Origin of the sequence: Maribacter sp. 4G9, assembly GCF_002742265.1 — a bacterium.
GTDB lineage: Bacteria > Bacteroidota > Bacteroidia > Flavobacteriales > Flavobacteriaceae > Maribacter.
The window spans coordinates 33,061-46,582 of the sequence record NZ_MDGL01000028.1; the positions used below are offsets into that span (position 1 = coordinate 33,061).

Genomic DNA, 13,522 nt, shown 5'->3' on the forward strand with positions numbered 1-13,522 from the left:
AAACGAAAAACCTTCTTTGGTTTTTATTAAGTTTTGGAGCCAAGGAGTTCACTATCTTTGCACCTTTATTGGCACCGCCTAAGAGGTCAATCGAAGGCGTAACCTGAAATTATTAATTCATTGATGAATTTTACCTAGAGGTCCTACCAATGCAATATTTACTGGCAGGTTACCTAGAGGTTGTTTACCCAAGCATATTGAAATTTACATTACATCACACAGATTCACTAAGCAAGGCAAGGGCGGGTACCCTTACCACAGATCATGGAAACATAGAAACGCCTATTTTTATGCCCGTTGGAACAGTTGCATCCGTAAAGGGAGTACATCAAAAGGAGTTGAGGGACGAAATTAACCCTGACATCATATTGGGCAATACCTATCATCTTTTTTTAAGACCAAAGACCGATATTCTAAAGAAAGCTGGCGGACTTCATAAATTCATGGGATGGGACCGGAATATCCTGACCGATAGTGGTGGGTATCAAGTATACTCACTGTCCGGGAATAGGAAAATAAAGGAAGAAGGCGTAAAGTTTAAATCCCATATTGACGGGTCAATGCATATGTTCACCCCGGAAAATGTCATGGAAATCCAACGGGTCATTGGTGCGGATATCATCATGGCCTTTGATGAATGTACCCCTTATCCCTGTGATTATAATTATGCCAAGCGTTCCATGCATATGACCCACCGATGGTTGGACCGTTGTATAAACCATCTTGAAAAGACCCCTTTTGTATACGACTATACCCAAAGTTTTTTCCCTATTGTACAGGGTTCTACGTACAAGGATTTACGGAGGCAGTCCGCGGAATATATAGCGAACGCGGGTGCTGAGGGAAATGCCATTGGCGGACTTTCCGTGGGGGAACCTGCCGAGGAAATGTACGGCATGACAGAAGTGGTCTGCGAAATCCTCCCCGAGGACAAACCCAGATATTTAATGGGGGTTGGTACTCCCATAAACATCTTGGAAAATATTGCACTTGGTATAGATATGTTCGATTGTGTAATGCCAACCAGAAACGCAAGAAACGGGATGCTTTTTACGGCACACGGCACCATCAATATAAAGAACAAAAAATGGGAGGATGATTTTTCGCCCATTGATGAAATGGGAACTACCTTTGTTGATAGGGAATACACCAAGGCCTATTTAAGACATTTGTTCGTGGCGAATGAATATTTGGGAAAACAAATCGCTACTATTCATAATTTAGGATTCTATCTTTGGTTGGTGCGTCAAGCAAGAAAGCATATTTTGGACGGGGATTTTTATACTTGGAAAAATAGCATGGTAAAACAAATGGACAAAAGACTGTAGTGCTCTCGATAATAGACAAATATATATTAAAGCGTTACTTGGCCACTTTCGCCTTGATGCTGCTCTTATTCATCCCAATAGGGATAATGGTAAATTTGGCGGAGCAGATCGGGAAGATGATCGACAATGAGGCACCATTGAATGAAATACTGTTCTATTATCTAAATTTTACCATTTACATAGGTAGTCTTCTCTTTCCTATTTTCCTTTTTCTATCGGTCATTTTTTTTACTTCAAAACTGGCCAATAATACGGAAATCGTTGCCATATTAAGTTCCGGTGTTTCGTATGGTAGATTCCTGCGCCCCTACTTGATCGGGGCCACCATCATCGCCATTATCATGTTCTTTATGACCATGTTCATTGTTCCTCAGGCAAGTATCGGTTTTAATGAATTCAAATTTAAATACCTTAAGCGCGGTAAGCAGGACAGGATTACCAACAATATATTTAACCAACTCAATGAAACGGATTTTATCTATGTTAGTAGTTTTGATCCCGCGAGGCAATTGGGGCATAATTTCACCTATGAAAGGTTCCATAGCGACAACAAGCTCGATTTTAAAATATCCGCAGTAAATATCCGATGGGTGGAAAAGGACAGTAATTATAGGCTTACTTCCTATGTAAAACGGAAAATGGTAGGGGACTCTGCAATCTTGGAGAGCAAACGTCGACTGGACACGATTTTTTCGTTTAAAATAGATGATCTCACCCCCGTTTCCTATGTAGCAGAGACCAAAAACCTGTTTGAACTAGATCAATTTATTGCCGATCAAAAACGAAAGGGAGCATCCAATATCAATACCTATATTCTGGTCAAATACAAACGATGGGCATTGCCTTTAACGGCGTTTATTCTCACCATAATAGCGGTAGCGGTTTCCTCGGTAAAAAGAAGGGGAGGAATGGGTGTAAACCTGGCCTTTGGTATTTTGGTGGCCTTTGTGTTTATCTTTTTTGACAAGGTTTTTGGAACGCTCGCGGAACAGTCCGGATTTTCGCCATTATTGGCGGTTATCATTCCCAATGTACTTTTTGGCCTATTGGCCTTTTATCTTCTGCAAAATGCAAAAAGATAGAATTCTCAATCTGATCCATTTACACATAATTGTTTTTATTTGGGGCTTTACAGCGATATTGGGGAAATTGATTTCCATTGATTCCCTACCGTTGGTATGGTACAGGATGTTATTGGCTTCTGTTTTTATTTTAATTTACATCTTAGTGGTTCGCCTTCGATTAAAGGTAGACAGAAGGACTTTGGGTTGGCTGATTTTTGGAGGGATGGTGGTTGCCGGTCACTGGGTCACTTTTTTTTATGCCATAAAGATTTCCACCATATCCGTGGCGCTGGCCATGATGTCCACGGGAGCTTTTTTTACCGCTTTGATGGAACCCTTTGTTTTTGGGCGAAAAGTAATTGCATATGAATTGTTGTTTGGGGTCTTGGTCATTGCAGGGCTCGTTTTGATCTTTAGGGTGGAGTCCAACCATACTTATGGTATGTTGGTGGCCTTATTCTCTGCTTTTTTGGCCGCGGTATTTTCATTGGTCAATGGAAAACTGGTAAAACAAAATAAACCTTCTGTAATATCATTTTATGAATTAAGTATTGGAGTATTGTTTCTTTCCTTGATTTTGGCCATAAGAGGCAGTTTTTCGTCGGAATTTTTTCAACTAAGCAAGATGGATTGGTCGTATATTTTTATTCTGGCCCTTATATGTACTGCCTATGCTTTTTTTGCTTCCATAAAAGTGATGCGAGTATTGACACCCTATACCGTAATGTTGACGACAAATTTGGAACCCGTTTACGGTATCTTATTGGCTTGGGTTATTTTTGGGTCGGAAGAACAATTGGATCCATTGTTTTATATAGGTGCCCTAATTATTTTGTGTACGGTGATATTGAACGGGATTTTAAAATACAGGGCAAGTCTAAACAAACTGCCCATAAGGAAAGCAAGGAATTTCTTATATGGTAACAAAAGTTGAAAGTGCGGATAATGTTGGAAGCTGTACCTTCCAAGCTATCTGTCAAATTGACTATGGGCAGATTACCCATTAAAGTTTTATCTTTGCCTGCACAACGAACGAAATCTTATTGAAAACTATGGAGTATTTGGATTTTGAACTTCCAATTAAGGAATTGGAAGACCAATTGGACAAGTGTATTGTTATAGGGGAGGAAAGTGATGTAGACGTATCCGAAACCTGTAAACAAATAGAGAAGAAATTAGAGGAGACAAGGAAGGAAATCTATAAAAACCTCACTCCTTGGCAACGTGTTCAATTATCGAGACATCCAAACAGACCCTACACGTTGGATTATATCAGGGCCATTTGTGGAGATACATTTCTCGAATTGCATGGGGATCGTAACGTAAAGGACGATAAGGCCATGATCGGGGGATTGGGTAAAATAGGTGATCAGAGTTATATGTTCATTGGGCAACAAAAAGGCTACAACACCAAGACAAGACAATATAGGAACTTTGGAATGGCCAATCCAGAAGGGTATAGAAAGGCGTTACGATTGATGAAATCTGCCGAGAAATTCGGCATACCAGTAGTAACACTTATCGATACTCCTGGTGCCTATCCAGGTATTGAGGCGGAGGAAAGAGGTCAGGGAGAGGCAATTGCCCGGAATATTTTGGAAATGACGCGATTGGAAGTACCCATCATCGTTGCCATTATTGGCGAAGGAGCTTCGGGAGGTGCTTTGGGGATTGGAGTAGGAGACAAGGTTTTGATGTTGGAAAACACTTGGTATTCGGTTATTTCACCAGAATCCTGTTCATCAATCCTTTGGAGAAGTTGGGAATTTAAGGAAAGGGCGGCGGAAGCATTGAAGCTTACGGCCAGTGACATGAAAAAACTTAAATTGATTGATGAAATTGTCAAAGAACCCGCAGGAGGGGCACACACCAACAGGGAAAAAACCTTTGAAATCTTCAAAAACAAAATTGCCGCACATTATGAGGAACTCCAAAAGTTATCACCAAAAGAATTGGTGAAACAACGGATGGAAAAATATGCCAACATGGGTGTTTTTAATGGTTAAACTACCATTTTAACTGCATCACATTGGACCGAAGATTTTCATCTTCGGTTTTTTTATGTTATCAACATAAAATTGTATTTTATCAACAGGCAATTGTTAGTTAACTGTGGACATTGGTTGCACCTCAATTAAAGTTAACTAAAGGTTAATTGTATATTTTCGCACTATGGAGAACACACAACCTTTTGTTGGTCGAAAGATTGACAAATCTACAATTATTAGCCTTGAAAGAGGAAAGATACCGCCACAAGCGGTTGACTTAGAGGAAGTTGTGCTTGGTGCAATGATGATTGACAAAAAGGGGGTCGATGAAGTAATAGATATTCTTCATCCCGATGTGTTTTACAAGGATGCCCATAGATTTATCTATGAGGCAATATTCATATTGTTCGAGGAATCGCAACCCGTGGATTTATTAACCGTTTCTTCCCAATTGAAGAAAGCTGGAAAGTTGGAGGCCGTTGGGGGTGATTTTTACCTTATAAAATTGACCCAAAAAGTGGCATCTTCGGCACATATCGAGTTCCACGCCCGTATCATACTTCAGAAATACATTCAGCGCAGCTTGATAAAAATTTCAAACGAGATTATTGAGGATGCATACGATGAAAGCACGGACGTTTTTGACCTTTTGGACAATGCCGAAGCAAAATTGTATGATGTCACCCAAGGTAATCTAAAAAGGTCTGCCGAAACCGCCCAGAATTTGGTGATACAAGCCAAGAAGAAAATCGAGGAGATCGCCAATAGGGAGGGTCTTAGTGGAATACCTTCCGGATTTGATAAGTTGGACAAGTTGACCTCTGGTTGGCAACCAAGTGATTTAATAATCGTTGCCGCGCGTCCGGGTATGGGTAAAACGGCGTTGACCTTGTCCATGGCCAGAAATATGGCTGTAAACTCAAACACTCCAGTAGCCTTCTTTTCCTTGGAAATGTCCTCTGTACAGTTGATAACTAGATTGATTTCATCTGAGACGGGTCTTTCTTCGGAGAAATTGAGAACGGGCAAATTGGAAAAACACGAATGGGAACAATTGAACGTAAAGGTAAAAACCTTGGAAAAAGCTCCTTTGTTCATTGATGATACCCCTTCCTTATCCATATTTGATCTGCGGGCCAAGGCAAGGCGACTGGCTTCCCAACATGGCATTAAAATGATCATGATAGATTACTTGCAGTTGATGACGGCCGGTGGTAGTCAAAAAGGGGGAAACAGGGAACAGGAAATATCAACGATATCCAGGAATTTAAAAGCATTGGCAAAGGAACTGAACGTGCCCGTAATCGCCTTGTCACAGCTTTCAAGGGCCGTTGAGACCAGAGGTGGTAGCAAAAGGCCTATTCTTTCAGATTTGAGGGAATCCGGGGCTATTGAGCAGGATGCGGATATCGTTTCTTTTATTTACAGACCCGAATACTATAAAATTGAGGAATGGGACGACGAAGAACGCACCCCAACCCAAGGCCAAGCGGAGTTTATTGTAGCAAAACACCGAAATGGTGGACTGGACAATATCCGACTTAAATTTATTGGAAGTCAGGGTAAATTCGATAATTTGGACGATTTCGATTCGCCTTTTGAGTTTCAGTCCAAAATGAACGATAATGAGGAGAACCCTTTTAAAACGAAGAACCTTCCAAGTGCTGACGACGCCTTTGGTAGCTCCATGAATCACGGGTTGGACCCAGAAGATGAGGACGATGTACCATTTTAAGGTCGTAAGGCACTCATTTTTTTGATTTTAATCGGTCTAATTTTAAAAATCTTTAACGCTCCTAAAACACGGGAGCGTTTTTTTTCGTTTATTTTTGGTAGAAGACCAATTGAAATATGTGGTATGAATAGAATTTTTTTTTTACTGGCAATATTTTTTATGTCGCATTTGGGGCATGCCTCTTCCATTCTTATACCCATGGACGCTGAATCCCAAAAAAATCATTTAAAGGCCTATGGAATTACCTATTGGGTACTTTCCAAACAGCAAAAAGTACAATGGTTGCTTAATTATAGGGGAGGATCCTTTCTTTTGCCAGATGGCGAAGTTATACGAAAAGAGTGCCAAATCAGGGGCGTTTCCTTTGAAATAATTTCGGATGACCAAGCAAATACAATACTCGATGAAATAAGTAGTCCGTCCAAGAATCAAGATGCGGTAATTTTGGAGAAGGCACCCAAAATTGCGGTGTACTCCCCTAAGGAAAACCAGCCTTGGGACGATGCGGTTACCATGGCGTTAACCTATGCCGAAATACCTTATGTCACAGTGTACGATGAGGAGGTCTTGGAGGATAAGCTGGCCCTATATGATTGGCTACACTTGCATCATGAGGATTTCACGGGACAATATGGCAAGTTTTATGGTGCGTACCGGGCTACTCCATGGTATATCGAAGGTAAGAAGGAAGCGGAAAAGTTGGCCCGAAAATTAGGTTATGATAAAGTTTCAGATGAGAAACTGGCCGTCACACTAAAGATCAGAAACTATGTAATTGGAGGTGGTTTTATGTTCGCCATGTGCTCTGCGACCGATAGTTTTGATATAGCACTTGCGGCAGACGGAGTGGATATTTGTGAGCCCATGTTTGATGGCGACCCATCAGACCCTAATTATCAGGCAAGTTTGGACTTTGACAAAACCTTTGCTTTCACGGATTTTATCTTGGAAAGAAGTCCGGTCAAATATGAATTTTCTTCCATAGATATGACTTCAAAAAGGGGGAATGTCCCTAAAGAGCAGGACTATTTTTCCCTAATGGATTTTTCGGCCAAATGGGATGCCGTTCCTACCATGCTATGTCAAAACCATACCACGCTTGTGAAAGGGTTTATGGGACAGACCACGGCTTTTGAGCGTTCCGAAATCAAACCAACCGTATTGGTGCTAGGGGAAAATAAATTGAACGGCGAGGCCCGCTATATTCATGGTATAAAAGGGAAGGGTTTTTTCACGTTTTATGGTGGTCATGATCCTGAGGATTATCAACACAGGGTAGGGGATCCAAAAACGGAGTTGGAATTGCATCCAACTTCGCCGGGGTATCGATTAATTTTAAACAATGTGTTGTTTCCTGCGGCTAGAAAGAAAAAACAAAAGACTTAATTGGTCAATAAATAGTCAGTTAATTTTTTCAACTGATGTTCAACCCCCATTGCGTCATTGCTTAATGTAAGGTACTTGGCGGCCCTTTTTATGGCAGGATGGGCATTTTCCATGGCAAAGCTATAATCGGAAAGGGCCAGCATCTCCAAATCGTTGTTGTAGTCCCCAAACACCATAATTTCATTTGATGTGATGCCATAGAGCTGCATGACTTTTTCCAGGGCGAATCCTTTATGTGCATTGGGACTTGATATATCTACCCAATTTTCACCTGAAACTTTGACTTTCATCCGATTTTCAAAGTGTTTAACATGGGGGTATATGTATGTTTCAGAATCATCAAAATGATAAATGGCAATTTTGATGATTTCTGAATCCACAATACTTAATTCATTCAGTATTTCAAATTGCGTATAATATTCTTTGAGCTTTTGAACAAATGCATCGGATTCACCTGAAATGTAGGCCATATGCTTGCCACATAGAACGGGATAGGTATTGGGAACCTGCTTTATTGTTTTCAATATTTCGGAAACAAACTGGGTGTTAAGGGGGGTAGATAGAATTTCATGGTCCCTTTGTTTTGCAAATCCCCCGTTTTCGGCGATTACGATGATATCGTCCTTAATAGGATACAACTTATCAATAATACTATTATATTGTCTACCACTGGCCGCTACAAAATGAATTCCCTTACTTTGTAAATGTTCGAAAAGTTTAAAAAATTCATCACTTACTTCGTGATTTGAGTTGAGTAAGGTACCGTCCATATCGGTGACGACCATCCGTATTTTAGATAAATCCATATTTTTAAATAAGGGGCAAAGATATTTCAACGATATCTATTTAATAAGTAATAGGTAAAGTTTTACCTTTATTTAATAAGAAATTGGCATGCATTGGTTTCAAAAAGAGTTTACACTTCCCACATTTTCTAGAGGTTTTCATTTAATAACGAATAGGATATTGGAAAGATGTCCAGAAATAAAGGATATTGATACAGGAATTTGTCATGTCTTTATCAAACATACATCGGCAAGCCTTACCATTAATGAGAATGCAGACCCTACGGTAAGAAGTGATTTTGAAAGCCATATGAATATCATGGTACCGGAAAATGCCCCGTATTATGTGCATACCAATGAAGGGACCGATGACATGCCCGCGCACATTAAGTCTTCCTTAATGGGAGCATCGGTTCAAATTCCTATTTCACAGGGTAAACTTAACTTAGGTATTTGGCAAGGTATATATCTTTGTGAACACAGAAACCATGCTTCGGGTAGAACATTGGTGGTTACCATCTTCGGTAATTGACAAAGTAATCTTTATGTAATGAAGTAGGAGGCATCGATTTTGAAGAGAATACAAACCTAAATCATTTGCCTTTTAAGAAGTCACGGAATAGGTCTTGGGGTTCTTGGCTCACACAATGAACGAAAGTTTGAAAAAGGAAATTTTAATCTTCCCAAATAGGAGATGATTAATGGCTTGTTTAGGGATATGGTAAAAATAAGGATGCGCTAATGGATTGTGGGAAGTGTAAGGTGGTCAATGTAAAAGTGAGTTAATATTGGAAAACAAAAAATCCGACCTAAAAGGTCGGATTTTTTAAGTGAGATTTGTTTTTAATTTATTTTACCTGCTCTACGATAGCTTTAAAAGCTTCTGGGTGATTCATGGCCAAATCTGCAAGAACCTTTCGATTTAGTTCAATTCCACTGGCTTTTACTTTACCCATAAATTGTGAGTAGGACATTCCATGCTGTCTGGCACCTGCATTAATACGGGTAATCCATAATGAACGGAATGTTCTTTTTTTGTTTTTTCGATCTCTATAAGCATATAACATTGCTTTTTCGACCGCGTTTTTGGCTACTGTCCAAACATTTTTACGTCTTCCAAAGTAACCTTTGGCTTGCTTCATTACCTTTTTTCTCCTGGCTCTGGAAGCTACTGCATTTACTGATCTTGGCATTTTTTTTCGTTTTTTGTAGTAGGCGATTAAATGGTTATCCGTTGTATGTCAAGGTTTTTTAGAGGCTCTTAACTTTTAACTTTTAACTTTTTAACTCTTTTTGATTGGCCTAACTCCATGGTTAATAAATTTACCTTTTGAACTTTTACTTTAAACGTAATTGTTCCTTGATGCTGTTAACGTCATTTGGATGAACCAAAGTATCATGCGTTAAAGCAAGTTTACGCTTTTTAGATTTCTTAGTAAGAATGTGGCTCTTAAAAGCGTGCTTTCTTTTGATTTTACCCGTACCTGTTAGCTTAAAACGCTTTTTGGCACTGGATTTTGTTTTTTGTTTAGGCATTTTCTCCTATTTTTTTGATTAAATCTCACTTACTACCTTCTATATTTTGGACCCAGAAGGTTGCTTAAGGGTCTCTTTCCAAGCCAAACGCTATCAGTGAATTACTAATAGCGTTTAGTTTTTATTTAAATAGCTTCGGTAGGTTATAAAAACCGAAGATTTTATTTTTTTGTTTTTGGAGCTATGAACATGGTCATTCTTTTTCCTTCCAACCTTGGCATTTGTTCTACCTTTCCAAGTTCTTCCAGTTCAGATGCTAGTTTTAAAAGCAGAATTTCTCCCTGATCTTTATAAACTATCGATCGTCCTTTAAAAAAAACGTATGCTTTCAACTTTGCACCATCTTTCAGGAATTTTTCAGCATGCTTCTTTTTAAACTCATAGTCATGGTCATCAGTATTCGGTCCAAACCTAATTTCCTTAACAACAACTTTGGAAGCCTTGGCTTTCATGGCCTTCTCCCTTTTTTTCTGTTCGTATAAAAACTTTTTGTAATCTATGATTTTACAAACAGGAGGATCCGCCTTTGGTGAAATTTCAACTAAATCCAATTCCAGTTCCTTGGAAATATCCAAGGCTTTTCGAATAGGATATACTCCAACTTCAATGTTGTCACCAACTAACCTGACTTCCGGAGCAAGTATCTGTTCATTAATATTATGAGGGTTTTTATTTTCCCTTCTAGGTTGAGGCCTGAATCTTTTACGTATTGCTATGACTTACTATTTTTAATTAAACTTAATTTTTGAACGACTTTAAGGTACTATTTATTTCCTTAGATACCAAGTCGGTAAATGCTCCAATGGTAATGGCTCCTAAATCTTCACCACCGTGCCTTCTTACTGAAATGGTGTTGGAGCTTTCATCGTTTTCCCCTACGATAAGCATAAATGGAATCTTATTCATCTCCGCTTCCCGTATTTTTTTGCCGACCGTTTCGTTTCTATTATCTACAAGGGCGCGAATTTCGTTAATTTCTAGCGATTTTAAAACTTTTTCAGCATATTTTTCATGTTTCTCGCTAACTGGCAAGACAATGGCCTGATCCGGTATTAGCCATAGTGGAAAATTTCCTCCTGTATGCTCCAATAAAAGAGCGATAAAACGTTCCATACTGCCAAATGGTGCACGATGAATCATGACCGGCCTATGCAATTCGTTGTCGCTCCCCTTATAGGTCAGTTCAAATCTTTCGGGTAAATTATAATCAACCTGTATGGTTCCCAATTGCCATTGCCTACCAAGCGCATCTTTAACCATAAAGTCCAACTTTGGACCGTAAAAGGCGGCTTCTCCATGTTCAATGACATAGTCAAGGCCCTTTTCTTTCGCAGCATTTATAATCGCCTGCTCCGCTTTTTCCCAATTTTCAACGGAACCTATATATTTTTCAGGGTTGTCCAAATCTCGTACTGAGACCTGGGCGGTAAAATCCTCGAAACCCAAAGAGCCCAAAACATAAAGGGATAGGTCAATGACATTTTTAAATTCTTGATCCAATTGATCAGGTGTACAAAAAATATGTGCGTCATCTTGGGTAAAACCGCGAACCCTTGTAAGGCCATGTAGTTCCCCACTTTGTTCATATCTGTAAACGGTGCCAAATTCCGCATACCTTTTAGGTAATTCTTTATAACTAAACGGACGGGTGTTGTAAATTTCACAATGATGGGGACAATTCATCGGTTTCAAGAGAAATTCTTCGTCTTGTTTGGGTGTGTGAATAGGTTGAAAGCTATCCTCCCCATATTTTGCGTAATGTCCGGATGTTACATACAGCTCCTTTTGTCCAATATGCGGGGTAACCACCATTTCATACCCGGCTTGCTTTTGCGCCTTTTTCAGAAATTGTTCAAGGCGCTCCCGTAGGGCTGCACCTTTTGGTAACCATAAAGGAAGTCCTTGTCCCACTTTCTGTGAAAAAGCGAAAAGTTCCAATTCTTTTCCTAATTTCCTGTGGTCCCTTTTTTTTGCCTCCTCCAAAAGCGCTAAATATTCGGTAAGGTCTTTCTGTTTTGGAAAGGATATACCATACACCCTGGTTAATTGGGGCTTGTTTTCATCACCTCGCCAGTAAGCTCCTGCAACACTTAAGATTTTAATTGCCTTTACAATTCCGGTATTGGGAATATGCCCGCCTCGGCACAAGTCGGTAAAAGTATCATGGTCGCAAAATGTTATAGAGCCGTCCTCTAAATTTTCAATTAACTCGACCTTATATTCATTGCCTTGATCTTTGTAAAATTTTAAAGCGTCCGATTTGGATACTTGTCGCATCTTGTAGTCATGTTTACCGCGGGCAATTTCCAAGGCCTTTTGTTCAATTTTGGAAAAATCTTTTTCGGATATGGTGCCTTCAGGTAGGTCTACATCATAATAGAACCCGTTCTCTATTGCTGGCCCTATAGTTAGTTTTACACCGGGATATAGTACTTCAAGTGCTTGTGCGACAATATGGGAGGTTGAGTGCCAAAAGGCTTTCTTACCTTCTTTGTCGTTCCATGTAAATAAGGTCAGAGATCCGTTTTCAGTTAGGGGAGTGGTACTTTCAACAGTTGTGTCGTTAAATTTTGCGGATATAACATTTCTGGCAAGTCCTTCACTAATGCTTTTGGCTACGTCCATAGGGGTAGCCCCTTTTTGGAATTCCTTTTTTGAGCCATCTGGCAATACAATCTCTATCATGATGTAATTTTATACGGGGAGCAAAGATACTATGTTGTTGTTATGTCCGCAATAGTATGATACAATATGTTTTAGTAGAAAAATGGTAATTATTCTGGTAAATTTCACAACCTGTAATTTCCCTTGGTTGTACAGGGGAGTTATTATGTTGTTTTTTTCTTTGCGAGGAAAGATTTTTTCACTAAATTCAAGGCCCTTTTTCTTTTAAAATATACAATTATCTCATTTTAAGATTGTTGTGATTTATGGAGAAAAAAAGTCCAAAAAATGTGATTTTTTTTCTTTGAATTTTAAAAAACAGGCTTACATTTGCAGCCCGTTAGCCGTTGGAGGATTTTTTTGGCGGCTGGGGGAGTATAAGGTGCGAACGTTCATTGTTGTTTTTTTTGTTTTGCTTCGGGGCCGGAAAAAAAGTATTTTTTTCTTTCCAAAAAGTTGCCGGGTAAGGAAACAGTCGTATATTTGCACCCGCTTAGCGAAACGCTGGGCGACAAAAAGTTGGTTCATTGAAATATTGTGGAGAGATTTTCGGGACGGTTTTTACCGTTTTGAAAAAAAGAATATAAAGAATTAGATCGATACGATCGGGGCCGGGGTTCGGATTTTTGGTTCGTTGGGAAACATATAACAGAACAACGATGAAGAGTTTGATCCTGGCTCAGGATGAACGCTAGCGGCAGGCCTAACACATGCAAGTCGAGGGGTAACAGGGAGCTTGCTCCGCTGACGACCGGCGCACGGGTGCGCACCGCGTATGGAACCTGCCCTCTACAGGGGAATAGCCCAGGGAAACTTGGATTAATGCCCCGTAGTACCGTTATATGGCATCATAATTACGGTTAAAGCCTTCGGGCGGTAGAGGATGGCCATGCGTCCCATTAGCTAGTTGGTAGGGTAACGGCCTACCAAGGCTACGATGGGTAGGGGCCCTGAGAGGGGGATCCCCCACACTGGTACTGAGACACGGACCAGACTCCTACGGGAGGCAGCAGTGAGGAATATTGGACAATGGAGG

General features: G+C 39.9%; 12 protein-coding genes and 1 rRNA gene. 8 read left to right on the top strand and 5 right to left on the bottom strand.

Annotated elements, in window-relative coordinates; genetic code table 11:
• Window positions 1–197 precede the first annotated feature (197 nt).
• The 6 genes from tgt to BFP75_RS03285 all read left to right on the top strand — a co-directional run bounded on the left by tgt (window position 198) and on the right by BFP75_RS03285 (window position 7,501).
• On the top strand, window positions 198–1,328 hold the full coding sequence (gene tgt, locus BFP75_RS03260) for a tRNA guanosine(34) transglycosylase Tgt (RefSeq protein WP_099543248.1): 1,131 nt from the start codon (window positions 198–200) through the stop codon (window positions 1,326–1,328).
• On the top strand, window positions 1,328–2,410 hold the full coding sequence (locus BFP75_RS03265; protein ID WP_099543229.1) for an LptF/LptG family permease: 1,083 nt from the start codon (window positions 1,328–1,330) through the stop codon (window positions 2,408–2,410). Before tgt ends, BFP75_RS03265 begins: the two co-directional genes overlap by 1 nt.
• Complete coding sequence (locus BFP75_RS03270) at window positions 2,397–3,326, top strand: DMT family transporter (RefSeq protein WP_099543230.1); 930 nt, start codon at window positions 2,397–2,399, stop codon at window positions 3,324–3,326. The genes BFP75_RS03265 and BFP75_RS03270 overlap by 14 nt, the downstream gene beginning before the upstream one ends.
• 118 nt (window positions 3,327–3,444) lie before the next feature.
• Complete coding sequence (locus BFP75_RS03275; RefSeq protein ID WP_099543231.1) at window positions 3,445–4,398, top strand: acetyl-CoA carboxylase carboxyltransferase subunit alpha; 954 nt, start codon at window positions 3,445–3,447, stop codon at window positions 4,396–4,398.
• A 166-nt stretch (window positions 4,399–4,564) separates the two neighbouring features.
• Entirely contained in the window at window positions 4,565–6,115 is a 1,551-nt protein-coding gene (gene dnaB / locus BFP75_RS03280) for a replicative DNA helicase (RefSeq protein WP_099543232.1), read from the top strand.
• A gap of 123 nt (window positions 6,116–6,238) precedes the next feature.
• A complete protein-coding gene (locus BFP75_RS03285) occupies window positions 6,239–7,501 on the top strand; it encodes an asparagine synthetase B (RefSeq protein WP_240531684.1) in 1,263 nt (420 codons plus the stop codon).
• Here BFP75_RS03285 and BFP75_RS03290 read toward each other — a convergent pair.
• Window positions 7,498–8,307: an HAD family hydrolase gene (locus BFP75_RS03290; RefSeq protein WP_099543233.1), complete on the bottom strand. Its 810-nt coding sequence runs from the start codon at window positions 8,305–8,307 to the stop codon at window positions 7,498–7,500. The two genes, BFP75_RS03285 and BFP75_RS03290, sit on opposite strands and share 4 nt — an antisense overlap.
• Before the next feature lie 88 nt (window positions 8,308–8,395).
• Between BFP75_RS03290 and BFP75_RS03295 the strand changes: the two genes are divergently transcribed.
• Complete coding sequence (locus tag BFP75_RS03295; RefSeq protein WP_099543234.1) at window positions 8,396–8,818, top strand: secondary thiamine-phosphate synthase enzyme YjbQ; 423 nt, start codon at window positions 8,396–8,398, stop codon at window positions 8,816–8,818.
• A 316-nt stretch (window positions 8,819–9,134) separates the two neighbouring features.
• On the opposite strand, the gene rplT is transcribed toward BFP75_RS03295, so the two are convergent.
• From rplT to thrS, 4 genes are all read right to left on the bottom strand, one after another.
• Window positions 9,135–9,479: a 50S ribosomal protein L20 gene (gene rplT, locus BFP75_RS03300; RefSeq protein WP_099543235.1), complete on the bottom strand. Its 345-nt coding sequence runs from the start codon at window positions 9,477–9,479 to the stop codon at window positions 9,135–9,137.
• Window positions 9,480–9,624: 145 nt separating this feature from the next.
• A complete protein-coding gene (gene rpmI / locus BFP75_RS03305; protein WP_099543236.1) occupies window positions 9,625–9,822 on the bottom strand; it encodes a 50S ribosomal protein L35 in 198 nt (65 codons plus the stop codon).
• A gap of 161 nt (window positions 9,823–9,983) precedes the next feature.
• Entirely contained in the window at window positions 9,984–10,538 is a 555-nt protein-coding gene (gene infC, locus BFP75_RS03310) for a translation initiation factor IF-3 (protein ID WP_099543237.1), read from the bottom strand.
• Between the two features lie 22 nt (window positions 10,539–10,560).
• Window positions 10,561–12,507, bottom strand: a complete 1,947-nt coding sequence (gene thrS, locus BFP75_RS03315; protein ID WP_099543238.1) for a threonine--tRNA ligase — start codon at window positions 12,505–12,507, stop codon at window positions 10,561–10,563.
• Between the two features lie 635 nt (window positions 12,508–13,142).
• On the opposite strand from thrS, the gene BFP75_RS03325 reads away from it, so the two are divergent.
• A 16S ribosomal RNA gene (locus BFP75_RS03325) occupies window positions 13,143–13,522 on the top strand; the annotation flags it as partial.

Bases quoted from the DNA above. Each gene is read 5' to 3' on its own strand.
- thrS (WP_099543238.1), bottom strand. From the start codon at position 12,507: ATGATAGAGATTGTATTGCCAGATGGCTCAAAAAAGGAATTCCAAAAA.
- rplT (WP_099543235.1), bottom strand. From the start codon at position 9,479: ATGCCAAGATCAGTAAATGCAGTAGCTTCCAGAGCCAGGAGAAAAAAG.
- BFP75_RS03275 (WP_099543231.1), top strand. From the start codon at position 3,445: ATGGAGTATTTGGATTTTGAACTTCCAATTAAGGAATTGGAAGACCAA.
- dnaB (WP_099543232.1), top strand. From the start codon at position 4,565: ATGGAGAACACACAACCTTTTGTTGGTCGAAAGATTGACAAATCTACA.
- rpmI (WP_099543236.1), bottom strand. From the start codon at position 9,822: ATGCCTAAACAAAAAACAAAATCCAGTGCCAAAAAGCGTTTTAAGCTA.
- BFP75_RS03295 (WP_099543234.1), top strand. From the start codon at position 8,396: ATGCATTGGTTTCAAAAAGAGTTTACACTTCCCACATTTTCTAGAGGT.
- BFP75_RS03290 (WP_099543233.1), bottom strand. From the start codon at position 8,307: ATGGATTTATCTAAAATACGGATGGTCGTCACCGATATGGACGGTACC.
- BFP75_RS03270 (WP_099543230.1), top strand. From the start codon at position 2,397: ATGCAAAAAGATAGAATTCTCAATCTGATCCATTTACACATAATTGTT.
- BFP75_RS03285 (WP_240531684.1), top strand. From the start codon at position 6,239: ATGAATAGAATTTTTTTTTTACTGGCAATATTTTTTATGTCGCATTTG.